This window comes from Alteromonas sp. M12, assembly GCF_037478005.1.
GTDB classification, from domain to species: Bacteria; Pseudomonadota; Gammaproteobacteria; order Enterobacterales; family Alteromonadaceae; genus Aliiglaciecola; species Aliiglaciecola lipolytica_A.
In genome coordinates, this window is sequence record NZ_CP144164.1 from 3602701 (window position 1) to 3627909 (window position 25209).

Below are 25209 nucleotides of genomic sequence, written 5' to 3' on the forward strand. Positions count from 1 at the left end.
TTATGGTTTAGATGGTTTGAATTTGTCAGCTAAAGTTTGATTGCCTTGATCAACTTCACAGTCCAGCCCCATCAAAGATTTAGCAATGCGAAAATTGCCCTTGAATATAGCGCCCATTAACGCAGTATTTCCTTTAATGTCTTCTTGGCATGGATTGATATCCTCTACACTGAGTAAATAGTTAACGGTTTCAGTTTGGCCATTGTAAGCAGATAAAATCAATGCAGTGTAACCTTTTTCGTTAGCGATATTGACTGATAGACCGGCATTGTAAAAGGTCGATAGTAATTCAATATCACCGTTTCTAGCAGCATCAAAATAAAGCTTTTTAAGTTGACTGCTTCGTTCACTTTTATGGGCAAATGATGGATTAGACCCGAATACAACAAGCATAATCAAACAGACATGAATCAAGGTTTTCATAACTCTTTCCTTCAAAAGCCACTGCCTGGTTTAACAGGCAGTGGCGGGTTTTATGCAGCGAATCAATTAAAACAACTTGCTTAATTTAAGGGCTATCTTCTCACCTTCAACAGCCAAGGCTTGTTGCTCGGCCATTAGCGCTTTAGCTCTGGCTTTCACTTTACTCAAGTTAGTACCTGAACGTTTCGCGATAGCGGTGCCGTAATCTTTATCTGCGTTGTACATAAATGCACTGATATTGATTCGAACTAGCTCTTTATCAGATGTTGCTAATGCGCCACCTAACACTTCAATAAGTCTAGCTTGTTCGTCTGTAGTAAATGAACGATACAAATCACCAGCTTGTCTAAAGTTTAATTGCTTGTAGAAAGGTATTTGTTGATAGCTTCCTAACAAAGGCATGGTTGAATACTTGTATTTTGTATCTTCTGCTAAATCAAGGTACTCACTTGGCTGATAATTAACCTCACGCTGGGTATTGGTAGGACGTAATTTACCGTGTTGCATGTGGTTGTTTATAGCCACATTTTTAGGTGCGTTAATCGGAATTCGATATGAGTTAACACCTAAACGATAACGTTGGGTATCTGCGTAAGCAAACACTCTACCTTGTAATAATCTATCTTCTGATGGCTCGATACCTGGAATCACATTACTTGGCGCAAAAGCAGCTTGCTCAGTTTCTTCAAAAAAGTTGTCAGGCACTCTATTTAGCACCATTCTGCCAACTTTACGCAGCGGCAATTTGTCTTCAGGCCAAATTTTAGTGGCATCTAGTGGGTTGAAATCAAAGTTGTTTACGTCTTTTGGAGACAATACTTGAATATATAAGTCCCAAGAAGCGGTTTCACCTTTTTCACCAATACGTGTATAAACATCTGTGGTATGAGGCTGCATATCTTGACCTTGTACGGTCGAAGCTTCTTTGTAAGTGAAGTTCTTTACACCTTGGTTGGTTTTCCAAGTAAATTTCACATAGTTCATTTCACCTTTAGCATTCACAAATTTATACGCATGAACACTAGATCCGTCCATATTTAGGTAACTCTTTGGTGTGCCGTAGTCAGAAAACAACATGGTGAGCATTTGGGTTGATTCTGGTACATGAGAAAAGAAATCGAACACTCTTGATGCTTTTTGCGCATTGTCATAGGGCGATGGTTTTAAACTATGAACCATATCTGGAAACTTAATCGCATCGCGAATAAAGAAGATCGGGAAGTTGTTACCGACTAAATCCCAGTTACCTTGCTCTGTGTAAAACTTCACAGCGAATCCACGAGGATCACGCAATGTTTCAGGAGATTGATGACCGTGAATTACCGCCGAAAAACGCGTAAATACTTCAGTATTTTTACCTTTTTCTTGAAATGGGGCCGCCATGGTTAAATCGGATAAATCGGCGTAATTTTCGTAGTAACCATGAATACCAGTACCGCGGGCATGCACTACTCTTTCAGGAACACGCTCTCTATCAAAGGCTGCCAACTTTTCAATTAGGTGACTGTCTTGGAGTAATACGCCGCCCCAAGGTCCAGCTGTTTGAGAGTTTTGGTTGTCACCGATAGGCGCACCGTTTTGTCTTGTCATGGTTGTTTCAGCAAGCGCGCTAACCGATAACAAGATCAAACTTGATAGGGTTATTAATTTTTTCATTTTCATTTTACATCCTATTTATCTACAACATGGGAAGCCCCAATAGAGTGCTAGGATAAAAACTCGGTGAAAATTAGTACATTTGATAAAAACGAAGTCTAGATTCTATTTTTTAGAACCAAGCTTGGATGGCATCAATGACGTTATACTGCCCATCAACTATTAACATTTTTCGCCATTTATCGAAGGTGGTACATGGGTGAGAAATGCCAACAGCAACCATATCTCCGGGCGCTAAACTGTCATCAATAGGTACCTTTAAAAAACAATGTTGATCATTAATTCGGGTTATTTGGTAATTTGTGTGATCAATAGGGGTTATCTTCGCAGTCAATTTCGATTTGGCATACAAGGGTTTTGGCAATCCTTTGTCATAGGAAAAATCTCGTTTGCCTGCACCTAAAATAACGACTCCGGGTTCTGGTTGAGACAACACATAACACCAAACTTCAATTGCCGACTCAGAAGCAGGCAAAGTCAGTTGCGCGCTGCCTAACCTGTCATCAATAGCCATGGAGGCCTTTTCGTAGACGCCAGAGTCACTGAATAAGTAACACCCACTTCTAAGCACAATTTTTGCGTCATACTCGTGTTGCAAACGGGCAAATGTTAGCGCACACATATCGTAGTATTCAGAACCACCAATACTGATAATCAACGACTGCGCAGGCACTATGGTTTGCTGTTCTATAAATGCACAGATGGTGCTATCAAGTAAGCTCAAAAAGTCCTGAACGCTACTTTGTTTTTGCTCATCAGAGCCCTCAAAAACGGCTTCATACGCGCTGAAGCCGGCAATTTCCCATTGATTAGTGTAAATGGCCTCGATTAACGTTTTAGCCGTAGCGGCTTCTCGTACGCCGCACCGTCCACCATAAGCCCCTAATTCGATTAGTAATTTTAGCCGACCACGGTTTTTTATATTCGCCGCTTTTAACAATTCGAAAGCATCTAAAGAATCGATAAAAAGGTACATAATTAAATCAGGGTATTCTGCCAGTAGTAACTCAACCTCTTTGATATTTGCTCGGCCAACTAACTGATTGGCAAATATTATATGTTTGGCCCCCATCTGTGCAGCTAACCTTGAATTGGTCACGTTTGCCACCGTTAAACCCCATACACCATCGGCTAACTGCTCAAAAATCAACTCAGGACTCATGGTCGTTTTGATATGTGGAGCAAGCAACAAATCGTTGCGCTCAAGCCATTGATTCATCCGCAGACTATTTTGTAGCAACGCATGTTTTTTAATTATTGCACAAGGCAGAGGCAAATCTTCTTGCAGAATATTCCAGCCTGCATTGGCTATTTGTTCACGACTAAACTGTTGTGCGTGAAAAGGTATTCCCTTAAATAGCGGTTTCGGTTGGTAAGAGTCCATTAGCGTCCTTTGAATTTCAGCGTTACTAAATGAATGTTAAGGGTGAGTAATTATTCTATGTTTAAGCTCTATAGATGTTAATCAAGGTCAGTTCAACTGGGAATTTAATAATTCAAATACAGCATCTGCCCCTTGAGGTTGATGGAATAGATACCCTTGGTATAGATCGCAGCCCATATTTTGCAAAGTGTTAAATTGAGAATGCGTTTCTACCCCTTCGGCAACCGTCATCAAATTTAGGCTTTTGGCTAAATTAATAATGGTAGCGCAAATCTCTGCGTCTTCGGTTTTAGAGTCACACTCATGGACAAAAGAGCGGTCTATTTTCAGAATATCTAGCGGCAATTTTTTGAGGTAGCTTAGGGAAGAATATCCTGTGCCAAAATCGTCAATGGAGACTTTAATGTGAAGGCCTTTTAATTCCTTCAAAATGGCGATGCAACTCTGTATATCTTGAATCAAGATACCTTCAGTAATTTCAAATTCGAGCAGTTCACCGGGTATTGAAAACTGCTTTAGCAGTTGTTTAATGTGACGAATAAAATCCTCAGCAACTAATTGGCGACCTGAGATATTGATAGCAACAGGCACCACATTCGAATTATGGTCGAGCCAATAACGTAGTTGTTCAAGGACTTTAGTCATCATAATTTCACCAATTTGCACAATCAAATTACTTTGTTCGGCAATCGGGATAAATTCGTTCGGGGATATTTCATCCGAACCTTTTTGCTGCCATCGAATCAAGGCTTCTAATGATAATATCTCACCATCTGCTTTAACTTTCGGCTGATAAACAACACTGAATTCATCTTGTTCGATGGCTTGTCCAATTTTTCTTTCAAAGCTCATCTCTTGTTGTGCTTTTTGTCCCATTTTTTCAGTGTACAACTTGAAATTATCACGGCCATAAAATTTTGCGTTGTACATGGCAATATCCGCTCTTTGGATTAATTCCTCTGTGCCCAGTTCGCCATTGGTAGATACTGCAACACCAACACTAGTGGCAATTTGATAGTTTTTACCATTCAAGGTAATAGGTTCTCGCATGATAGACAGAATTCGCTGCGCTTTTTCAGTGATTAATTGTTGATTCAGCTCCCCGGTCATAACCACGATAAATTCGTCACCACCAAGGCGCGCAATAATATCTTCCTCACGACAAATTTCTTTTAAGCGATTGGCCACCTGACACAATAGGTAGTCACCGGCTTTGTGCCCCAAGGTATCGTTAATCTTTTTAAATTTATCCAAATCTAAAAAGAATAGCGCAATAACCCCCATGTGTTTTTTCGCTTTTGCCACTTGGTAATTTAATTCAGTGATCAAATGGGTGCGATTAGATAAATGGGTTAACGGGTCGTGATATGCCAAAAAATTTAATCTAGCTTGAATTTTTTGTTGTTTGGTGACGTCTCTTATATGCAGAGTAAATTCATTAATAAGACTATTATTTAATTTACTACTTGTAATAGTCACTTCAGCAGGAAACGTTTGCCCTGCGGCCCGCTTTAACTCTATTTCACTGCGCCGGTTAAGTACTAAGCCATTCGCTGAGACAAACTGCAGTTTTAAGCTCTCACTAAACTCCACTATATCTTTATCTAGCGCAAAACTATTAATAAAACTTTGCCCCATGACTTCGGCTTTCAAGCAGCCAAATGTTCTCTCTGCTGCAGGGTTAAACTCAATAATGTTTCCCTGCCAGTCAATAGAGACAATACAATCCATTGATGAATCTAGAATGGCACTCTTGCGTCTTTCACTTATCTTAAACTGATTTATTGCCTTTTCACGCTGGGTCATCTCTTTTGACACTTTACTGATGACTTCGTTATATTTGCGCGCTATTTGACCTACTTCGGTAAATGGTTCTTCTTTTACTTGAAGGGTGAAATCGCCTTTATTTTGATGATTTTGCATATCATCCAGCAAATCTATTAATTCAGTGGAAGCTTTATGTTCACTGATATTCAGGCCACTAAGTTCATGTTCTCTGGTTACTCTTAATGGCGATATTTTATTCAAAATTAAGAGTATGAAATAACAGCTTAAAAAACTAAATAAGCCAATCACCACTACCCCCAAAAGTTGAATTGTGAGCTGAGACATAAATGATAAGCCAGTACCTAACTTAGCTTGTTCGCCAAAAAAGGCGACCGCCAGAGTTCCCCAAATGCCGGCAAATAGGTGAGTAGGAATAACGTTTAAGGCATCATCAACTTTAAGCAAGTCCATTAATTTAGAACCGTAATGCACGACTATACCTGCTACAACACCTATTATTGCGGCGTCCACAGGTGCTACCGCATGACAACTCGCCGTTATCGCGACTAAACCGGCAATAATGCCATTTAAGCTCGCCCCCATATCCACATATTTTTTGGTTCGCAAATGAATAAATGTGGCTGTTAACCCACCCCACATAGCAGCAAGACAGGTGTTCAGAATGATATAAGGAACTTGCTCATCAAATTTCAAAGTACTGCCGCCATTGAACCCAAACCATCCAAACCAAATAAGTAAGGTTCCCATGGCAGCCAAAGGTAAATTGCTACCTGAAGGAAATTTGCTATTTGCTTTAAACCTGTCGATTCTTGGCCCAACAATTAAGACGCTGGCCAAAGCGACCCACCCACCTACCGAATGCACCACCGTTGAGCCAGCAAAATCCACAAATCCCAAAGATTCAAGCCAGCCTCGATTATCAGGATTGTATACACCAGCCCAAGCCCAATGCCCTACAAAGGGGTAAATTAGCCCGCTTAAAATCAACGTGATATACATATAGCTGGAAAACCGAGCGCGCTCAGCAATAGCACCAGAAGTTAAAGTCGCTGCGGTGCTACAGAACATCATTTGAAATAAGAAGAAGGTGATTTGAAAAGAAGTATTCCCCTCGCCAAAAGCAAAGTCGCCAGTTCCAGCCCATCCCCCTAGACTTGGACCAAACATAATACCAAAGCCAAACAACCAAAAAATACTAGCGGATACAATGAAGTCACCAATATTTTTTGCAGCGACATTTATACTATTTTTGCTGCGCGTTCTGCCGCTTTCTAGACACAAAAATCCTGCTTGCATTAAAAACACAAACATCGCTGACAAGAGCAGCCAAAAATTATCAGACAACCGATGACCCTAAAAGTAGTATATTTCAGTTAGTAAACGGTCGCTTTTGCAAGAACTATTCCCGCTATATTCCCTTAGCAAAGTCCCATTTAATGCGGTTAAACTGCAATACACCACCAAAACTGTGCAACCAGTGTTCAAGTTTTGTGCATTACATCCAAATTAGTGCGCAACAAGATGCGAGAGAATTTCACGTATTTTAAGATTATCGAAAACTAACTGAACAGGTAATTTTTGAAGACTGCCAAGTTAGCCAATACTGTCACTTTTTGACGTAGACCGCATTGGCGAGTTTTTCAGCAACAATCTCTCTAAAAAATTGCCCAAGTTCGCGAAAGAATACCCGACCTGGCGCGGTATTTCGCCAAATCAAATGTTGCACACGAGTAATTGGCGTGTCTAACAACTCACACACATGAAGTTCATTTGGACGATGTAATTCAGAGTGCACATATAGCCCAGGTAAAAAAGCGACACCCACTCCCATCACGACCATTTGTCTGAGCGTATCTAAACTTGTGCCCTCGTAATCCCGATACATCTGTGCACCAATTTGAGCACAAATAGTTTGAACTTGATGATGGAAGTGATGGTGACCTTCTAACGTCAGCACCTTTTCACCTTGCACATCAGAGGGTTTTACAAACTCTTGACCTGCCAAAGGATGATCTCCAGGCATGACCAACTTTAGCGGTTCTGTAAATAGCTCAGAAACGATGAATTGCGTGGATTCATGAGTTGACGGTGATATAATTAGGTCGTATTGGCCGTTAAGTAAACCTTCTTCCAACTGTTGCGGAAACTCTTCTCGCACGTAGAATTTTAATTGACTAAAACGCCGATGTAATTCAGGCAATACAAATGGTAACAAATAGGGTCCCAACGTAGGCGGAACGCCCAAGCGATAGGTAGTTGAGGCTCCATCAATGAGTTCACGTGCAGTGTCGTTAAAACGTTGACCTGCGCGTAAAACCTCTTCTGCAAGCGCAAGTAAAGTATTCCCCTGAGGGGTCAGTAAAGTGCCGCTTCGATTGCGTTCAAATAAACTCAAGTTCATGTTTTTTTCAAGGGCTTGAACTTGTGTGGTTAAAGTAGGTTGACTGATTCCCAACGATTGTGCAGCGCGTCGAAAACTCAAACTTTTGGCGACTGCCACAAAGTATTTTAGTTGATTTATGGAGGGATATTTATTGTCTGTAGTCATTTTGTAACCTGTTGGTATTAATGAGTTCTCATGGAGTTCTCTTAGAGATCACTGATAGCAAAAAGCTATCGCGACAACAAGTATACTTCTATCTGTCTATCAGGTAAAACTAAAAACGTTGTTCGATTCGTAACAAGTATTTTTAAACATTTTATAGGAGTGACTTTCATGGACCACGTAATTTCTGGTGTTGCTAAATTTCAAAAAGAAGTCTTTCCTGATAAGAAAGCAACTTTTAAAAAGTTAGCGAATGGGCAAAACCCTGAAGTATTATTTATTACCTGCGCCGATTCGCGCATTGATCCAAATCTATTAACTCAAACTGAACCTGGTGAACTTTTCATTTGTCGTAATGCGGGCAACATTGTCCCTCCTCACAGCAATGTCACCGGCGGAATAACCGCATCCATTGAATTTGCAGTAGCAGCGTTAGGTGTTTCACATATTATCGTCTGTGGACACTCTGATTGTGGCGCCATGAAAGGTGCTTTGTACCCTGAAAAACTTGATGGATTACCCCACGTAAAAGAATGGTTATCCCATAGTCGCTGTGCGTCGGAAATAGTCAAAGAAAAATATGGCAGCCTATGTATGGACCATTTGGAAAAGTTAACTGAAGAGAATGTAGTACAACAATTACAACATCTTCGTACTCACCCATCTGTTGCGGCCAAGTTAGCCACCGGTCAAGTGAAACTGCACGGCTGGGTTTACAATATCGAAAGCGGTCAAGTCCTTAGTTATGATCCACAAAGCGCTAAGTTTACACCATTGGGCCAGACACAAACCGAAGCCAAATTGTCTATAGCGTAAAGACATACAAGGTACTTATATGAAACTAGATTTATCCAATTTGAAGGGTGATATTACCGGCGGTCTTACCGCTGGTATTGTTGCTCTTCCACTAGCTTTAGCCTTAGGTGTCGCCTCAGGTTTAGGGCCAATGGCAGGCCTTTATGGTGCTATTGCCTTAGGCTTTTTTGCCGCCCTGTTTGGCGGAACACCTTCACAAATATCAGGTCCAACGGGTCCGATGGTAGTAGTGTTAGCGGGTCTTTTTGCCAGTTTATCTGGTGATGCTGCGTTAATTTTTACGGCTGTTATGTTAGCTGGCCTTTTCCAAATTGTGTTTGGTTTATTAGGGGTCGGTCAATACATTCGATTGGTTCCCTACCCGGTAATTTCTGGTTTTATGACTGGAATTGGCGCAATTATTATTATTCTCCAGCTCGGTCGACTGTTGGGGCATGAGCCTCCAAGCGGGACTATTGGTGCATTAAGCTATATTCCGACAGCTTTGGCAGACATTAACATTGCCACTTTGATATTAGGTATAGGTACCTTACTCATCGCTTACAAATGGCCGCCAACTTTAGGTAAATACATACCTGGACCATTAGCGGCACTGGTAATTGGAACGCTAGCAAGCTTTGCTTTTTCCAACGTACCAGCACTAGGTAATATCCCTACCGGACTACCGAGTTTGCATCTGCCGGTTTACGAACAAAGTCAATTCTTTCTAATCTTAGAAGCCGCTTTCATACTTGCTATTTTGGGGGCCATAGACAGCTTGTTAACCTCTTTGGTGGCTGACAACATGACTCGTACTCGCCATGACAGTAAAAAAGAACTTATTGGTCAAGGTATAGGTAATACGGTTGCTGGCTTAATTGGTGGTATTGCTGGTGCTGGCGCAACAATGCGTACTGTTGTAAATATCAGAACCGGTGGTAAAACCCGAATCTCTGGGATGGTTCACTCCCTTGTATTACTTGCTGTAGTGCTAGGATTAAGCCCACTTGCCGCGAGTATCCCCCATGCAGTTTTAGCTGGGTTATTGGTGAAAGTAGGTCTGGATATTATTGATTGGAGTTACCTAAAACGAGCTCATAATGGTCCTCGTTGGGACTTTGCATTGATGATTCTTGTATTGGGCCTAACTGTATTTGTTGACCTTGTCACAGCTGTGGGTGTGGGTGTTGTATTGGCGGCATTGGCATTTGTTCGTCAAATCGCTCAAATACAGATCGAAGATTTAAAGAAAATCCCCGACACGCTGAACGACCCTAAAGAAAATGCGCTACTTAAACAAGCTGACGGTAGAGTAAGTATCTTTAGTTTCGGCGGACCGCTTAGCTTTGGTGCTGCGGCCGATGTTGGACACCATGTGCGTGACAAAGTAAAACCAGGTTCACAGGTATTAATCATGGACTTTACCCGAGTCCCCACAGTTGATGTATCCGCGGGGATGGCAGTTGAAACGGTTGCCACCGATGCTAAAAGTGCTGGTAGAAAGTTGATTATTTGTGGTGCTAATGATGCGATTAAAAAGGTGTTGAAAGGAATTAATGCCGCGCAAACAGACGTTGAGTCTTTTGATAATTTGCTGGGCGCATTGGAATATGCAGTCGAAATTATTAATAAAGACGCCAACTCACCTAAAGCGTTATCTAATTCTACAAAGTTAGCAGGAGCTCAATAGGCTGACAGCAGGATAATTAGACTTAACCTTAAAGGTAAATAATAGAAAAGCGCTGCATCCTTTGGATCCAGCGCTTTTTTTGTTTATCCGTATACCGGAAATTTAGCGGTAAGTTGAGCAACGTTAGCCTTAACTTTTTCGCTTATGCTAGCGTCTTCAGGATTATCTAATAAATCACATATCCAATTTGCCAAATCGGTTACGTGCTCAACTTTAAACCCTCTAGAGGTCACTGCCGGCGTACCAATGCGAATTCCACTGGTCACAAAAGGTGATTGTGGATCATTGGGCACGGTATTTTTGTTAACGGTAATGTTCACCGAACCAAGCAACGCGTCAGCTTCTTTTCCTGTCATTCCTCGGGCAATTAAATCCACTAAAAATAAATGATTGTCAGTGCCACCAGAAACCACACCATAACCACGTTTTAAGAAAACATCAGCCATCGCCCGCGCATTATCAATCACTTGTTGTTGGTAAGTCGTAAATTCAGGGGCTAATGCTTCTTTGAACGCCACAGCTTTTGCGGCAATTACGTGCATTAATGGGCCACCTTGAATACCAGGGAAAATTAAAGAGTTAAACTTCTTTTCCAGTTCAGGGTTTGACTTACACACTATTAAGCCACCACGGGGGCCACGAAGGGTTTTATGAGTAGTAGTAGTAACTACGTCTGCGATTGGCACAGGATTAGGATACAGACCCGCTGCAACCAAACCTGCCACATGGGCCATGTCTACAAACAAGTAGGCACCAACGCTTTGTGCGATATCTTTGAATTTCTGCCAGTCAACCACACGGGAATAAGCAGAAAATCCTGCAACAATCATTTTAGGTTGATGCTCTTGCGCCAATTCAGCCACTTGTTGATAGTCAATTTCACCGCTGTCAGTATTTAAACCATATTGGATCGCGTTATATAACTTTCCAGAAAAATTCGGTTTTGCACCGTGGGTCAAATGACCACCGTGATCCAGACTTAAACCTAAAATTGTATCGCCGGGCTTAAGTAGTGCCATGTAAACAGCGGCATTTGCTTGCGAACCAGAATGCGGTTGTACATTCGCGTAGTCTGCTGCAAATAGTTGTTTAGCACGCTCGATTGCTAACGTTTCCGCTTTGTCGGCAAATTCACATCCACCGTAATAACGTTTGCCAGGATAGCCTTCAGCATATTTATTGGTTAACACGCTACCTTGTGCTTCCATCACCGCTTTACTTGTATAGTTTTCTGAAGCTATCAATTCGATATGCGCTTCTTGTCGTTTTTCTTCATCTTCGATTACATCGAAAATCTCAGGGTCTACAGCTTTTAACGGGTTATTTAGTTGCATCATTATATGTCCATTGCCTTTCCAGAAACTCTATGCTAGAACTACACAGGCAATAAATAAAATTAATAATAAATATGAGCTCATAAGATTTTAATATGGCTTTAATAAGGCATAAACTAAAAAAATGCCACCCCACTTTACAGGAGTGAAGCCATGAAAAATTTATCTATCGATTTTCTACGTTCATTTGTGACTATTGCGCAAACAGGCAGCTATACCATGTGCGCAGAGCGGCTTAAACGCACGCAACCTGCTATCAGTTTGCAGATAAAAAAACTTGAAGAAGTTGTTGGTGAAAAACTTTTTTTGCGTGAAGGGAATCGACTTACCCTAACGTTAGCCGGCAGTAAGCTATTAGAATTTGGCATGAAAATACTTATGCTAAATGATCAGGCAATGGCCGAATTTGGTAAACCTCAAGTCAGCGGAAACATCAAATTGGGAATTCCAAGTGAGTTCTCCACAACTTTGATGCCTAAGATAATTCGCCGATTTACCCACACTTACCCGGAAGTCTCCTTAGAAGTGCATTGTGCGCTAAGCAAAGACTTGGTTTGTGAGCCCCTTAAAAGTCAATTTGATCTAATATTATCCCTACAGGAACAACCCGATCCTGATCAGGAAGGTTTTATCATTACCGATCAGTTAGTTTGGGTGGGAAGCCAAAGATACGTTAATAAAGTGCCAAATAAACTTCCGCTTATTGCAGCCCCCGCCCCTTGCATTTATCGCAAACGGGCAACGAATGTTTTAGGCAAGTGCAAAAAACAGTGGCAAATTGTGTATACCATCTCCGATTTAAACGGTATTCAGGCGGCAATTAACGAAGATTTAGGCATCACAGTATTAGCAAGAAGCACAGTGCCACCCGGCCTTTTTGTGTTGCCACCGCAAGCCGATTTACCTGATTTAGGTTACATTGGCGTATGCTTGTTGAATCCACAGAAAGTGCGTTCCGAAGCCATTGAGTTACTGGCCAAAGATATGGTTGCACAACTGGCGATTTAAACAAACTGAGTATTTAGCTTGATGAAAGTTGATGATGATCGCAGATTAAAAGTAATTATCTAAAAAAACAGCACCTCAAGGTAAACCTTGGGTGCTGGAAATTGCTCTAGGGAGCACACACACGAACACAAATTGCTATTATTATTTATCTACCACACTTTCCAATCAGACCTAACTAGGGTTTAGCTTTAACTGTTGGATATTTCACACCAAGCTGGTCCATATAAGTTTCATATTTATCCGCATCATAGTAATAAGCCCGCATTTTCGCTCGATAACGCTGCATAATCTCCTCGTTTAGCTGAGTTTGCGGTTTGTCATCTTTGCGCAGTAGCGACTGGTATTTAACCTCTTTCGTTTGTACATCGGTAAAGTAGTCAGACACCTCTTTCATTAACTGCGGATCAGTAAATAGATCGATCATGGTCATCCCGTGGGCTTTCGCTCCTGCAATAATACCTTTATGAGCGATTGGCGTAGCCATCGACACGGCATTAGACCAATGATGACCTGGCAAATTAGGAATATTAGATGGATACAACATAAAGATTGTAGGTACACTCCAAGAGACATCACCTACATCATCAGATGGGCCACCGGTCGGTATTCTGGGTTTGATGGGCTCGCGAATCGGCATTATGTTGTTAGGCAACCCCACAGCATCGGCACCAATTTCAGTCTGTACCGCTTTTGCTAAGGTAATGTCATCGGCAGACCATTGAGGCATGCCAACTGCTTTAATATTCTCATAAGCACGCAGTGCCATAGGTTTATTAAAATGACCTGGCCAAGCCGTGCCCATAACAACTGAATCCCAGCTGGTGTCAGTCATTTTTGCAGCACCCTCGGCTATTTGATCACCCACTTCCCACAACGCTTTTATGTGGTCATAATCCATTTCACGAAAATAGTACCAAGCTGAGGCTTTAGAAGGCACGACGTTAGGTTGATCTCCGCCATCTACCGTAATCCCATGAATTCGTTGTGCCAAACGTAAATGTTCTCGACGGTAATTCATACCAACACTCATCAGCTCTACTGCATCCAAAGCGCTTTTACCTCGCCAAGGAGCACTTGCGCTATGGGCCGATTCACCGTAAAAATTGTACTTAATAGATACCAAGCCAGACATGCCAACTTCACCATAAAAAGTTCCAAAACCACTGCCTACATGGGAGTAAAGCACCGCATCGACATCATCAAAATAACCGTCACGCACATAATAAGCTTTGGTAGCAAGTTGCTCTTCAGCGACCCCTGGCCAAAGCATAATAGTGCCTTCGATTGCATGTTCAGTCATATAATCTTTCAACGCCAATGCAGCAATGATATTCACTACTTGGCCTGAATTATGGCCTTCACCATGACCAGGCGCCCCATCAACAATAGGTGCATGATAAGCAACACCCGGCTTCTGAGAGCCTTTTGGGATGCCATCTAAATCAGTCCCCAAAGCAATGACCGGCTTCCCTGAACCCCACTTTGCTATCCATGCAGTAGGAATATCAGAAATGCCCGTTTCAACGGTAAAACCTTGTTCGCTTAGAAACTGAGTAAGGTAAGCCGAGGTTTCCACCTCTTGAAAACCCAACTCGCCAAAGGAATATAGCGTGTCATTCATAACTTGCGCTAACTTCCCTTGGCTATCGATTTTAGCCACAATTTGATCTTTAGCCGCTTGACGCTCGCTGTCACTTAAACTCGCCGCCGTACTTTGACTGATTCCAGCAATTAAAATTGCCATCACACTCAAAGTTGTCGGTGTTTTGCGGTTCAGAAATTTTGAGATAAAGCGACTTTTCATTATTTTTTCACCATTGGGTATTCAATACCTAATTGCTCTAGGTAAGTGTCATACTTTTCAGGATCGTAATAAAAAGGTCTCATCTGTTCACGAAACTCGCTCATGATCTCTTTATTCAAATGAATTTGCGGCACATCGGTATCACGTAAAAATGATTGATACTTAGTATCTTTGGTTTGTACATTATCGAAATAATCTTTCACTTCGGCCATTAACGCAGGGTCGGTGAATAAATCGATCATGGTCATTGCATGGGCTTTTGCTCCGGCAACAATACCTTTGTGAGCAATAGGCGTTGCCATTGCTACCGCATTTGACCAATGATGTCCGGGCAAATTAGGAATGTTCGATGGATATGACAACCACATTGAAGGGGTTACCCAAGATATGTCACCCATATCATCAGAACCACCACCGGTCATAGTTTTAGGATCAGGTGGCGCAACGATTGGCATAACGTCTGACGGTAAACCAGTTTCTGGCGCGCCAATCTCTTTTTGCAGTGATTTGGCAAGGGTAATATCAGCTTCAGACCATTCAGGCATACCCACTTTTTGGATATTCTCAAACGCTCGCATTGCCATAGGTTTATTGTAATGACCTGGCCATGCTGTGCCCATCACCGTAGAATCCCACGTGGTGTTAGTCATCAACGCTGCGCCTTGGGCAATCTTATCACCCACTTCCCAAAGTGCTTTCACATGTGGATAGTCTAATTCTCTAAAATAGTACCAAGAAGTTGCTTTAGAAGGCACTACGTTTGGTTGATCGCCACCGTCTACAACAACAGAATGGGTGCGCTGTGCGATGCGTAGATGTTCTCGACGATAGTTAATACCAACGCTCATCAGCTCAACAGCATCTAATGCACTTCTGCCGCGCCAAGGCGCTCCAGCACTGTGGGCAGATTCGCCATAAAAATTGTATTGAATTGACACCATACCTGAGAAAAACGGATTGCCATAGAAGGTACCAAAACGGTTTCCAACGTGAGAGTAAAGAACCGCATCTACATCGTCGAAATAACCTTCACGCACATAATAGGCTTTAGTGGCAAGCTGCTCTTCAGCTACCCCAGGCCACAGCATAATAGTGCCTTCTATATTGTTTTCAGACATGTACTCTTTTAATGCCATGGCGGCAAGAATATTAACGACTTGGCCAGAATTGTGCCCCTCGCCATGGCCGGGTGCGCCTTTGACGATAGGATCATGATAAGCCACTCCGGGTTTTTGTGATGCTTTAGGAATGCCATCCAAATCTGTCCCTAATGCAATAACGGGCTTACCAGAACCCCAGGTCGCGACCCATGCTGTTGGAATACCAGCAATACCCTTTTCTATTTTAAAACCTTGTTCAGCTAAGTGATTAGTGAGATAAGCGGATGTTTCAAATTCTTGAAAACCAAGTTCCCCGAATGAAAAAATCATGTCGTTCATGACTTGCGCAAGTTTTGCGTTTTTATCGACTGCAGCGACAACCTGCTCTTTTGCTGCTTCGCGCTGTGCTTCGGTGAAAGTGGTGGCGAATGCGCCTTGTGAAAAAATTAAGCCAAGCAATACTATGCCTGTCTTTTTGGTGAAATTCTTTGTACTGAAATTTAACATGTTGATGTGCTCCGAGACCTTTGCTAATAGTGATTAATGAAGATCACTACTGTTCGAACAAAATTTTCATTGGCAGCGTTACCACTGCCAATGAATGACTTGTTTTACGGCTTTTTAACGGTAGGATATTCGATACCTAATTGTTCGAGATAGGTATCGTATTTGTCAGGATCGTAGTAGTACTTTTCCAGTTCAGATTTGTACGTCGCCATAATTTCTTTGTTTAAATGAATGGCGGGCTTATCTTCTGGACGTAACAAAGGAGTATATTTGTCTTCTTTGGTCTGCACATTTTTATAGTAGTCCCACGCCTCATCCATCAATGCACTGTTAGTCAACAAATCGAATAAGTTTAGGGCTTGAGCTTTTGCCCCAGCCACTATTCCTTTATGCGCGATTGGGGTTGCCATAGCGACTGAGTTAGACCAGTTATGACCCGGCAAATTAGGGATGTTAGCTGGATAACGCAAGGTTATTGTTGGTACTTGCCAAGAAATATCACCAATGTCATCTGAGCCACCGCCTGTAAGTTTGGCAGGATCGGGTGGGTCTAATAACGGATTGAGTTCGGTTTTCAGACCTTCTGGCGCAACGCCAATTTCAGACTGTAAAGCTTTAGCCAGAGCAATATCATCAGCAGACCAATCAGGCATTCCCACCATTTTGATATTTTCGTAAGCATCTTCAGCTATGGCTTTGTTCATATGCTGTGGCCAGGCTGAACCTAACACAGTAGATGACCAAGAGGTATTACTCATAAGAGAAGCCCCTTCCGCCATTTTGTCACCAATCTCCCACAAGGATTTTATATGTGGAAAATCTGTCTCTCTAAAGAAGTACCAGATACTTGCTTTAGAGGGCACAACATTGGGTTGGTCACCACCGTCAACGATAATAGAATGTATACGTTGTGATAAACGTAAGTGCTCACGGCGATAGTTCACCCCAACACTCATTAATTCTACAGCATCCAATGCACTGCGACCGCGCCAAGGAGAGCCAGCACTGTGCGCTGATTCACCAAAGAAGTCATATTGCACTGACACTAGACCGTTTCCACGACCGGCACCCCAACTCGTGCTGAAACTATTGGATACATGTGAAAACAATACTGCGTCAACATCTTTAAAGTAGCCGTCACGGACGTAATAAGCTTTAGTCCCTAACTGCTCTTCAGCCACACCAGGCCAAATTTTAATGGTGCCGTCGATGTCATTTTTTTCCATATACTCCTTCACCGTTAACGCCGCAAGGATGTTAACGACCTGGCCTGAGTTATGGCCTTCACCATGGCCAGGAGCACCTTCAATAATAGGATCGTGATAAGCCACCCCAGGCTTCTGAGAAGCCTTAGGAATGCCATCAATATCTGAACCTAGAGCGATGACAGGTCCGCCATCTCCCCAGGTTGCCATCCAAGCAGTTGGAATACCGGAAATACCGCGTTCGATAGTAAATCCATTGTCTTCCAATATTTTGGTCAGGTAAGCAGAGGTTTCAAATTCTTGAAACCCTAGCTCTCCGAAACTGAAGATCATGTCGTTCATGACCTGCGCTTGTTTAGCTTTAGCACCTACTGCATCAATCAGTGTCATTTTTGCTTCCATACGCTCAACCTGAGACATATCTTCGAAAGCAGCGGCAGACCCAACAATAGACGCCATGGTTAAACCAATTACGGTGTTTAAAACTGTGCGTTTAAACATGCTTTTGTCCTTTTTGATTAACTTTTTGTTCATTACATTTCGACTCTAAAGCCAACTTTGAACTGACGACCCAATACGTCATATAAACCACGGTTTGTTTCTAAATAACCTGGGCGGTTTTCTGAACCTTGGAAAGCGGGGTAAGCTACATCGGCAGGATCAGTATCAAACATGTTGCGAATCGATAGATAAAATTCAGCTTCTGCGTCATTACTAAAGGTAACGGTTTTAGCTGCATATAAATCAAAGTAAACTTCGCCATCAACGCTGTTGTCGTTAATGGTGTAGTTTGGCGCAATGCTCTCAGGGCAATTTGAAGCGCATTCAATGTACGCATTACTCAATACGCCATCACTCACACCACGAGCAGTAAGATCAAAGGTCATATCTTCTAATGTGTAAGTAACTGATGCGCGGTATTTCCAATCAGGTGTGCTTGAAGCATTTGAACCAGCGGAATCAATCGCAGTTACGCCGTTATCAGTTATATTTTCTAGGTAGTTAGTGGCTAAGAAACGCAGTTTGACACTACCTGGGGCATCTGAGGACAAATCACCTAAATCAAAAGAATAGGTTAAGTCATAATCGATACCGCGAGCGGTCATAACGTTTAGGTTGTCGTATAAAAGGTTGATCGTTTGTAGTGTTCCTGATTCATCATAAATCATGTTGTCACAGTATTTTTGCACACCAAACTCAACACAGTATTCAGCCGTTGAATCAGCCGTTACGAAGCTGATAATACCGTCAATTTCCACATCATAATAATCAATTGCGGCAGAGAAGTTTTCTAAGAAACTAGGACGCAAAATCACCCCAACTCCCCAAGAATCAGCTTCTTCTGGCTTAACATCTGGGTTACCTTGAAGATTCTGGATCATAGGTACAGAAGCACCATCGATAGTGACAGAGTTACTACGGGCAGTACCTGCAGCGTATAACTCACTCAAGTTGGGCGCACGAATATCGCGAGACTTGGTTAAACGTATAGTTGCATCTTCAATTGGTTGATAGGTTAAACCTGCTTTCCAGGTGGTTACGCCACCAGAGGTACTATAATCGGTATAACGCACTGCACCGTTAAAATCCAAATCATCGGTAATTGGAACTAATGTTTCAACATAGGCTTCAACAACATCGTAATCACCTTGAGTGACTTTATAGTTACCGTATTTCCAGCCAGTTTGATACTGTTCTTCAACATAACCATCCATTTCTTCTTTACGGTACTCAGCACCAAAAGCGACAGAGATTGGGCCTGCCCATCCCTCAAAGTCACCAGTACTAAAGTTAATCGCAGCAACATTTTGAATAAACTCTTGCTCACGACGAGGACTACCCAAAACATAATCTAATGCTTCGTCACTCGCTACACCCACACCTAAACGGTTCAATGGCACGCAACCATCGCTTGGATCAGTCAAGGTAGAACGACAAACAATTTCGCCAGTAGCAGAATCTACAACAGCATCTGTGGCTTGAGTTAAGCGCGCAGAATTGTAGGTTGGAGTCATGTGCTCATCAGTGTTGGTTTTACCGTATTGGTAGTAGGCATCCCAACTAAAGTATTTACCGCCCATTTCAAATTCACCGTCGGCACCTAAAACGATTCGAGTGGTATCACGTAAGTTGTTAGCACCCGATGCTGGCATATCAACGTTACTGGTATTTAAGCTGAAACTTTCTAGCCCTTGGTCGGCCATTTGACTTGCGACAGCACCTGGTAAAAATGCGTTGTCAGCATAAATAGTAACGCCTTTAGACGTGGGGTTAATGTAGTAAGCTAAACCTTCATATTCAGCATAAGAACCTTGCAGATAAACCTCAGTTTCGCCCAGCATATAGCTTAAACGGCCAAACAAGTTTTTACGCTCTTCATCGGCAGCTAAAGAATTCGTTCCGACCATACCTGAAGAAGTATATTGCCAATCACCGCCTTGCATCCACTGACCAGATACGTCACCGTAAGCCAATTGATTAACAGCGCCATCGACACCAAAATAAGTACCCGCAAGTGGGCCATCGGCAATTAAACCACCGGGGGTATAGTTAGAAATACCGATGTTTTCATCTACTAAGTAAAACGGAGCGCCTTCGCTAGTATCAGGATTGATCATCCCAACATAACCTCTTTCAGCCCAGTCGCGGGTGGTGTAATGAATACCGTTAGCAGAGAAATACTCACCACTTAATAACAAGTGCCCTGCCCCATCAGCTAATTCAGTACCGTAAGTCAGAACCACTTTACCGTTTTCACGATCTCCGTAAGTGGTTTCGCCGTACTCTACTTGAGATTTAAAACCTGTGTATTCTTTATCTAGAATAAAGTTCACAACCCCACTAATTGCATCAGAACCGTAAACAGATGACGCACCACCGGTTACTACCTCAACATTTTTGATTAGGGATTGAGGGAATGTATTAGTATCAACTTCACCTGTTGATGCAGAAACAACGTTACGCTGACCGTCGAATAGTACCAAGGTACGACCCACACCTAAGGCTCTTAAGTTCAATGCGGCGATACCCGAAGCACCGTTACTCAGTGATCCTGAAGAAGTAGACGCCGTGCTACTACCAGTAACAGAAGGTAAAGTATTGACAAATTCCGCCACACTTCCTGGAGCGTAAGCATTAATGTCATCTTGGGTCATTATGGTCACTGGTGCCGGCGTATCATAACCGTCCCTTGCTACCCGTGATCCTGTAATTTGTATCGATTCCAACTTGGAATCCTCACTCAAACTGTCGTATTCACTAGCTGCTTCCTGAGCAAGAGCGGTGTTCACTGCCAACATGCTAGAAATCAATGTAGCCAGATAGGTGACTCTATGCGTTTTTGATTTAATGGGGCTTTTCATGTGTTCTTCTCCTGTACAAAGGATGTAATAGTTGTTTTTATTTGCTGATTTTTTTGCGACTCAAAACATAAATGCATTTTCACGTCGTTACAGTTGCGATGAGTTAAAAGCACAAGTCATACCTAAAACCTTGATTTAAAAAATTATTATTGAATTAATTTTGGGGAAGCTAAAAATTAAGTGAAAATGCACGTAAAAAAACCTAGTGATTACAAACACTTGCAAAACATAAAAACATCTTATTTACAGGCTGTAACATATAAGAAAATCTTATTAAAAATCTCCAAGTCAGATAAGAAAAATTAATATTTTTAAATTTTGATTAAAATAACTTATGCAAAAATAAACTTCATTTATGCAAATTTCGAACTCGCACTATTTCGATGCAATTAAATAGAATTACGGGTATTAATTAGGCATTTGCGGACTTTTCTACCCAATATCAAATTATAATCATCCTAATTTATGACATTTAATATGATAAATTTTTCTAAAAATGGTTTATTAGTAACAAAAAGCAATAAACAACTCACCATCCGAGATTCACTCCAAAACTAAACAAAATGCGCAGTAGAGCTAGTTTTAGGCGAGCTGATATGATTAATAACGCACCAAAAAGTGAATAGCTATTCGGCACCAATTGGGGTTGCACCAATTTGGAATATGTAACATTTAGCGAATTGAACAGTTGCCATTCAAATTTGAAATTGATTACCAACAGACTCGCCCATTCGATTTTCAATGTTGTTGTGCATCAAGCATGATCACAAAGGTTGCTGGATGAATTGACTTTTTGCTATTCAAATAAATTTCCAGACAGTGATTCCTTGCCGATTTGCTAGATATCGTTAGTTAAAACAAGCAAAACATCTTTTTATCTATTTGAATGGTTTTTTTCTTCGATCCGTAACAAAACAATTTACAACGTAAAGTTTCTGTAAAGACGCCTCTTTGCGCTGAACTAAATGAAATTAAAATCAGTCCGAATCGCCATTGTGAGAAACATGACAGCTTTGATCAGTACCTCACTTTTCCTAACAATAATTAAAGTGGAGATTCCATGAAGTTCAGTAGTACAACCCTTAAATTAACGAATTACCCTTGGGTATGTTTGGGTTTAATGTTATTCGTTTTAGCAGGCTGTGGCAGTGACGACGAAAGTTCCGGTTACATTAAATTCTATAATGCATCGACTAATGCACCTGGGGTTTACCTCACTGTGGATGAAGATTTAGACAATGACGATGACGATGAAGTAGAGCTTACTTATAGCGCCGTAGAATTTGCTGAGGTAAGCGCAAACAATGAGCTGGACACTGGAAGCTACTACGTTGAATTAGCTTGGCAAGATGAGGAAAGTAGTGATCGAAGCGATCTGGAAATGGTTTATCAGGAGCAATTAAGTATCAATTCTGACAGCATCACTTTTCTTGCCATGACTGGTGATATTAGAGATCCCGAGGTGCTGAAGTTTGATATTGCGGTAGTCGATGACGATGATGACGACGACGATGACTTGTTTAACCTTAGGTTCTTAAATCTGCACCCTGACTACCAATATGTTGACGTATATATGTCTGCAGATAATGAAACTTTTAACGAAGCGGTATTTGTGACTAGCAGCAGTTATACCGAGTTGTCTGAAAATATAAAAATGGATCAAGACCAATATATTTTCTACATCACCGAAGCTGGCAGTGACGAGGTTATCTATACCTCTACGGATCAGTCGTATACCACTGTGAGTCAGTATGTCATCGTGTTACGTGAAAACGTTGGGGTTGGCTCTTCACCTTTTGCTATCGATAGCATTGGCACCAACGGCGTGACCCTATTAAATGATGTGGACTCAGAAGCCTCCTTTGGATTTTATAACGGTGTTGATGAATCCGATTATTTACCTAACTATCGTGGATACATGAATATTGATGTCAAATTAAATGATGATTCAGAGGTATTGATAGAAGGTTTAGCCACTGGGGAATTCAGTACTTCAACAACCACTGCAAATGGCGATTACGGATTTGATGTATTAGACACTTATACCGAAGACACCTTTATTAGTGATGCCTTGTTAAGCCTTGAAGAAAATGCTGACAGTACTATCTTCATTTATAGCAAAGTTGATCCTATTGATGATGACGAAGATGATGACATCGATGAAAATAGTGATGGTGTTGTAGACGGTTACGAAGCCACCATAAAATCACTCACAATTACCAAAAGCAACAGCTCAAGTATCTATAGTCATGGTATCAAAGTGGTTAACTTGTCTGATTCTGATGACTTTAGCCGTGTGACTTTTTACTTTGTATTGAGCGACGAAATAATATCAACGGCTGAAAGTAAATTATCAGTTTTAGAAACCAGCAGTGGTTCAGTTTCATTGCTCAATAATACCTACGATATTTTCGCCATTGCCACTATAGACGGTACCGACGTCATAATGGACAGCTTAACAATGACATTAGATGAAGACAGTGTTGAGCAATTTCTGATATTCGCAGAAAATGAGTCTATGCCCTCAGGTTATGAGATGACCTTAGTTAACCAAAAATCTGACGAGTAATATGACAACTCCTCGCAAGTAAAATTACCGCAATTCCTTTATAAGTGCAGGCACAATTTAATTGTGCCTGCCATAAGAGATGCGTGAAATCTGCATGTGAGCGTAGCTAAAAAGCAGTAAACAGGAAATTCAATGAAAACAATCCGATTTGTACTAGCGCTGTCTTGCTCCTTATTATTGGGTTTTAAGGTCTATGGGGCGCAATACAAAGTAGTAGAATTACCAGTAGCCGAATTAGGAGAGAATTCGTCTCCCACGGACATTAACAGTATTGGTGAGGTCACCGTCAATCTAGTGACTAAATATAATCCACCGATAGACATATCGCTACTCGACTTCGATTCATTATCTAGTTATTTAACAGACGTAGAATCAACAAAAGTAGGTGATTTCAATGATGATGACTACGCATTTCTATATAGCTATATTCAATCTTTCGCTGAGAACCAGTTATACCAACAAATTTCCACACAAAACGGCTTTATAGCAACCGAGTCAGACAGTCAAGAGTTACACGGATTTGACAGTATTGATTCCTCCACAGATGACTATAGCAATAGTACCTTTGTCGATCTGCAAGGGATTAACGACTTTGGTTATGCCGTAGGATACGGTTTTGACGGATTTTACACCCTCGATTATATCAATGAAGATATTGACGATGTTACCTATGTACTAAATGACTTTTATGTCAGAGGTTTTGCCTATATTGATGGCGATACAGTTGCCCTGCCTCCTCCTGACACCACGGCTGGCGGTCTAAGTTACGCCTTCGACATAAATGATAGTAACCAAGTTGTTGGCTATGGAACCACTGAGTTGGTATCAGATGAGTTTGCGCAAAGTGTAGAAGACTGTGCAGATGATGAAGTACGTGCTGATGTGCCAGAAGAATCCTGTTTACGCAGCTTGAGCATTGAACTGAACAGCAGCGTCACCACAATATCACAACGCCGAGGAATTATATGGCAAGTAGATGAACGCGGGAGCGTAACTGACACTTATGTTTTACCCATGCTAATCGAACCCGATAGCAGTGATGAAACCGTATATAGCAGCACAGCGGTAGCAATCAATGATTATGGGGTTGCCGTGGGAGAATCCCCTGATTACTACTTAGATACCACAACCCTTATTACATCGGCGGCTATTTATATAGATGATGAAGTCACTACAATTAACCAAGATGAGAGCGTTTATTCCAGTTCTGCTGCGGCAATTAATAATGACAACATAGTGGTAGGTTATGCTTCAAAGTTAGTTCAAGGCAGTTTAGTCAATAAGTTTTTTGTTCACGATGTGGATGCTGACGTCACCGAATACCCAGATGATTTTTATACGACTGCCAATAGCTATGCTACTGATATCAATAATCAAAATATGATTATCGGATACGGAGATTCGGAACTCACCACTTCGGGTACAAGTCGTACCGGCGCTTTTCTATACGATTATCGAAATGACCTTTTCAATGAGATAAATACTTTGCTTGAATGTAATAGCGAGTACAACATCGTAGAAGTTCACGGCATCAACGATGACAATACCATTGTTGCCACAGCCACAGTAACAGAGGCGAGTCGCAATCTATCTGGCGAGATTATCTATGATGATTATGGCGCTGAAATTGAAACCACCCATTATGTGGCGGTAAAATTAGAACCAATTTCAGGCGGCTCTATAGATAATTGTGATGCACTAGAAGCGGAAGTTGAGCGCCAAGGCGGCAGTTTATTCTGGTTATTAAGCATTACTCCATTGGTAATAATTAGATTATTTCGTACAAAACAACTGTAAAACTTACCCTAGCCTGCAGGCTTAAATCCCTAAGCAGCAGGTTCTTTATAACCGTCAACAATCTGTTATTACTTGCGCAAAATTAACTCATCGTTAACAACATTAAAAGTGCTAACCAAGCTCCCAGTGCTAATTTATCCAGACCTGTGAGCTTCCCACCTCATTTATCTTTAACTTTTTAATTACATCTTTTACTTTTTTTAATCTCGCCCTACTGTTTTAAGTTGTTCGCTAGATAGGTA

General features: G+C 41.5%; 15 protein-coding genes. 5 read left to right on the forward strand and 10 right to left on the reverse strand.

Annotation, left to right across the window (positions count from 1 at the left end):
• The 5 genes from VUI23_RS15490 to VUI23_RS15510 form a co-directional block, all read right to left on the reverse strand.
• Window positions 1-423, reverse strand: coding sequence for an ankyrin repeat domain-containing protein (locus VUI23_RS15490; protein ID WP_342804916.1), 423 nt, complete (start codon window positions 421-423; stop codon window positions 1-3).
• Between the two features lie 66 nt (window positions 424-489).
• Entirely contained in the window at window positions 490-2085 is a 1596-nt protein-coding gene (locus VUI23_RS15495; protein WP_342804917.1) for a catalase, read from the reverse strand.
• Between the two features lie 106 nt (window positions 2086-2191).
• Window positions 2192-3463 carry an alanine racemase gene (locus VUI23_RS15500; RefSeq protein WP_342804918.1) on the reverse strand — a complete coding sequence of 424 codons (1272 nt, stop codon included), beginning with the start codon at window positions 3461-3463 and terminating at the stop codon, window positions 2192-2194.
• Between the two features lie 87 nt (window positions 3464-3550).
• Window positions 3551-6595 carry an ammonium transporter gene (gene amt, locus VUI23_RS15505; RefSeq protein ID WP_342804919.1) on the reverse strand — a complete coding sequence of 1015 codons (3045 nt, stop codon included), beginning with the start codon at window positions 6593-6595 and terminating at the stop codon, window positions 3551-3553.
• Window positions 6596-6857: 262 nt separating this feature from the next.
• Window positions 6858-7799, reverse strand: coding sequence for a hydrogen peroxide-inducible genes activator (locus VUI23_RS15510; protein WP_342804920.1), 942 nt, complete (start codon window positions 7797-7799; stop codon window positions 6858-6860).
• 168 nt (window positions 7800-7967) lie between these two features.
• On the opposite strand from VUI23_RS15510, the gene VUI23_RS15515 reads away from it, so the two are divergent.
• Both VUI23_RS15515 and VUI23_RS15520 read left to right on the forward strand, forming a co-directional pair.
• A complete protein-coding gene (locus VUI23_RS15515) occupies window positions 7968-8612 on the forward strand; it encodes a carbonic anhydrase (RefSeq protein ID WP_216047103.1) in 645 nt (214 codons plus the stop codon).
• A 19-nt stretch (window positions 8613-8631) separates the two neighbouring features.
• Complete coding sequence (locus VUI23_RS15520) at window positions 8632-10281, forward strand: SulP family inorganic anion transporter (RefSeq protein WP_216047104.1); 1650 nt, start codon at window positions 8632-8634, stop codon at window positions 10279-10281.
• Window positions 10282-10364: 83 nt separating this feature from the next.
• Here the strand turns inward: VUI23_RS15520 and glyA are convergent, their stop codons facing one another.
• Entirely contained in the window at window positions 10365-11618 is a 1254-nt protein-coding gene (gene glyA / locus VUI23_RS15525) for a serine hydroxymethyltransferase (protein WP_303500834.1), read from the reverse strand.
• Window positions 11619-11768: 150 nt separating this feature from the next.
• Here glyA and VUI23_RS15530 point away from each other — a divergent pair, with 150 nt between their 5' ends.
• Window positions 11769-12623 carry a LysR family transcriptional regulator gene (locus VUI23_RS15530; protein WP_216047106.1) on the forward strand — a complete coding sequence of 285 codons (855 nt, stop codon included), beginning with the start codon at window positions 11769-11771 and terminating at the stop codon, window positions 12621-12623.
• Between the two features lie 175 nt (window positions 12624-12798).
• On the opposite strand, the gene VUI23_RS15535 is transcribed toward VUI23_RS15530, so the two are convergent.
• From VUI23_RS15535 to VUI23_RS15550, 4 genes are all read right to left on the reverse strand, one after another.
• A complete protein-coding gene (locus VUI23_RS15535; RefSeq protein WP_342804921.1) occupies window positions 12799-14427 on the reverse strand; it encodes an amidohydrolase in 1629 nt (542 codons plus the stop codon).
• Window positions 14427-16034 (reverse strand): amidohydrolase, encoded by a 1608-nt coding sequence (locus VUI23_RS15540; protein ID WP_216047107.1) that lies wholly within the window; start codon window positions 16032-16034, stop codon window positions 14427-14429. Before VUI23_RS15540 ends, VUI23_RS15535 begins: the two co-directional genes overlap by 1 nt.
• A gap of 104 nt (window positions 16035-16138) precedes the next feature.
• Complete coding sequence (locus VUI23_RS15545; RefSeq protein ID WP_216047108.1) at window positions 16139-17740, reverse strand: peptidase dimerization domain-containing protein; 1602 nt, start codon at window positions 17738-17740, stop codon at window positions 16139-16141.
• 32 nt (window positions 17741-17772) lie between these two features.
• On the reverse strand, window positions 17773-20601 hold the full coding sequence (locus VUI23_RS15550; RefSeq protein WP_342804922.1) for a TonB-dependent receptor: 2829 nt from the start codon (window positions 20599-20601) through the stop codon (window positions 17773-17775).
• A 1060-nt stretch (window positions 20602-21661) separates the two neighbouring features.
• Here VUI23_RS15550 and VUI23_RS15555 point away from each other — a divergent pair.
• Together VUI23_RS15555 and VUI23_RS15560 are read left to right on the forward strand one after the other, a co-directional pair.
• Entirely contained in the window at window positions 21662-23170 is a 1509-nt protein-coding gene (locus tag VUI23_RS15555) for a DUF4397 domain-containing protein (protein WP_342804923.1), read from the forward strand.
• Window positions 23171-23302: 132 nt separating this feature from the next.
• A complete protein-coding gene (locus tag VUI23_RS15560) occupies window positions 23303-24967 on the forward strand; it encodes a DUF3466 family protein (RefSeq protein WP_342804924.1) in 1665 nt (554 codons plus the stop codon).
• The last annotated feature ends 242 nt before the right edge of the window (window positions 24968-25209 follow it).

Bases quoted from the DNA above. Each gene is read 5' to 3' on its own strand.
- VUI23_RS15510 (WP_342804920.1), bottom strand. From the start codon at position 7,799: ATGACTACAGACAATAAATATCCCTCCATAAATCAACTAAAATACTTT.
- VUI23_RS15530 (WP_216047106.1), top strand. From the start codon at position 11,769: ATGAAAAATTTATCTATCGATTTTCTACGTTCATTTGTGACTATTGCG.
- VUI23_RS15560 (WP_342804924.1), top strand. From the start codon at position 23,303: ATGAAAACAATCCGATTTGTACTAGCGCTGTCTTGCTCCTTATTATTG.
- VUI23_RS15535 (WP_342804921.1), bottom strand. From the start codon at position 14,427: ATGAAAAGTCGCTTTATCTCAAAATTTCTGAACCGCAAAACACCGACA.
- VUI23_RS15555 (WP_342804923.1), top strand. From the start codon at position 21,662: ATGAAGTTCAGTAGTACAACCCTTAAATTAACGAATTACCCTTGGGTA.
- VUI23_RS15550 (WP_342804922.1), bottom strand. From the start codon at position 20,601: ATGAAAAGCCCCATTAAATCAAAAACGCATAGAGTCACCTATCTGGCT.
- VUI23_RS15500 (WP_342804918.1), bottom strand. From the start codon at position 3,463: ATGGACTCTTACCAACCGAAACCGCTATTTAAGGGAATACCTTTTCAC.
- VUI23_RS15490 (WP_342804916.1), bottom strand. From the start codon at position 423: ATGAAAACCTTGATTCATGTCTGTTTGATTATGCTTGTTGTATTCGGG.
- VUI23_RS15520 (WP_216047104.1), top strand. From the start codon at position 8,632: ATGAAACTAGATTTATCCAATTTGAAGGGTGATATTACCGGCGGTCTT.
- VUI23_RS15515 (WP_216047103.1), top strand. From the start codon at position 7,968: ATGGACCACGTAATTTCTGGTGTTGCTAAATTTCAAAAAGAAGTCTTT.
- glyA (WP_303500834.1), bottom strand. From the start codon at position 11,618: ATGATGCAACTAAATAACCCGTTAAAAGCTGTAGACCCTGAGATTTTC.
- VUI23_RS15545 (WP_216047108.1), bottom strand. From the start codon at position 17,740: ATGTTTAAACGCACAGTTTTAAACACCGTAATTGGTTTAACCATGGCG.
- VUI23_RS15495 (WP_342804917.1), bottom strand. From the start codon at position 2,085: ATGAAAATGAAAAAATTAATAACCCTATCAAGTTTGATCTTGTTATCG.
- VUI23_RS15540 (WP_216047107.1), bottom strand. From the start codon at position 16,034: ATGTTAAATTTCAGTACAAAGAATTTCACCAAAAAGACAGGCATAGTA.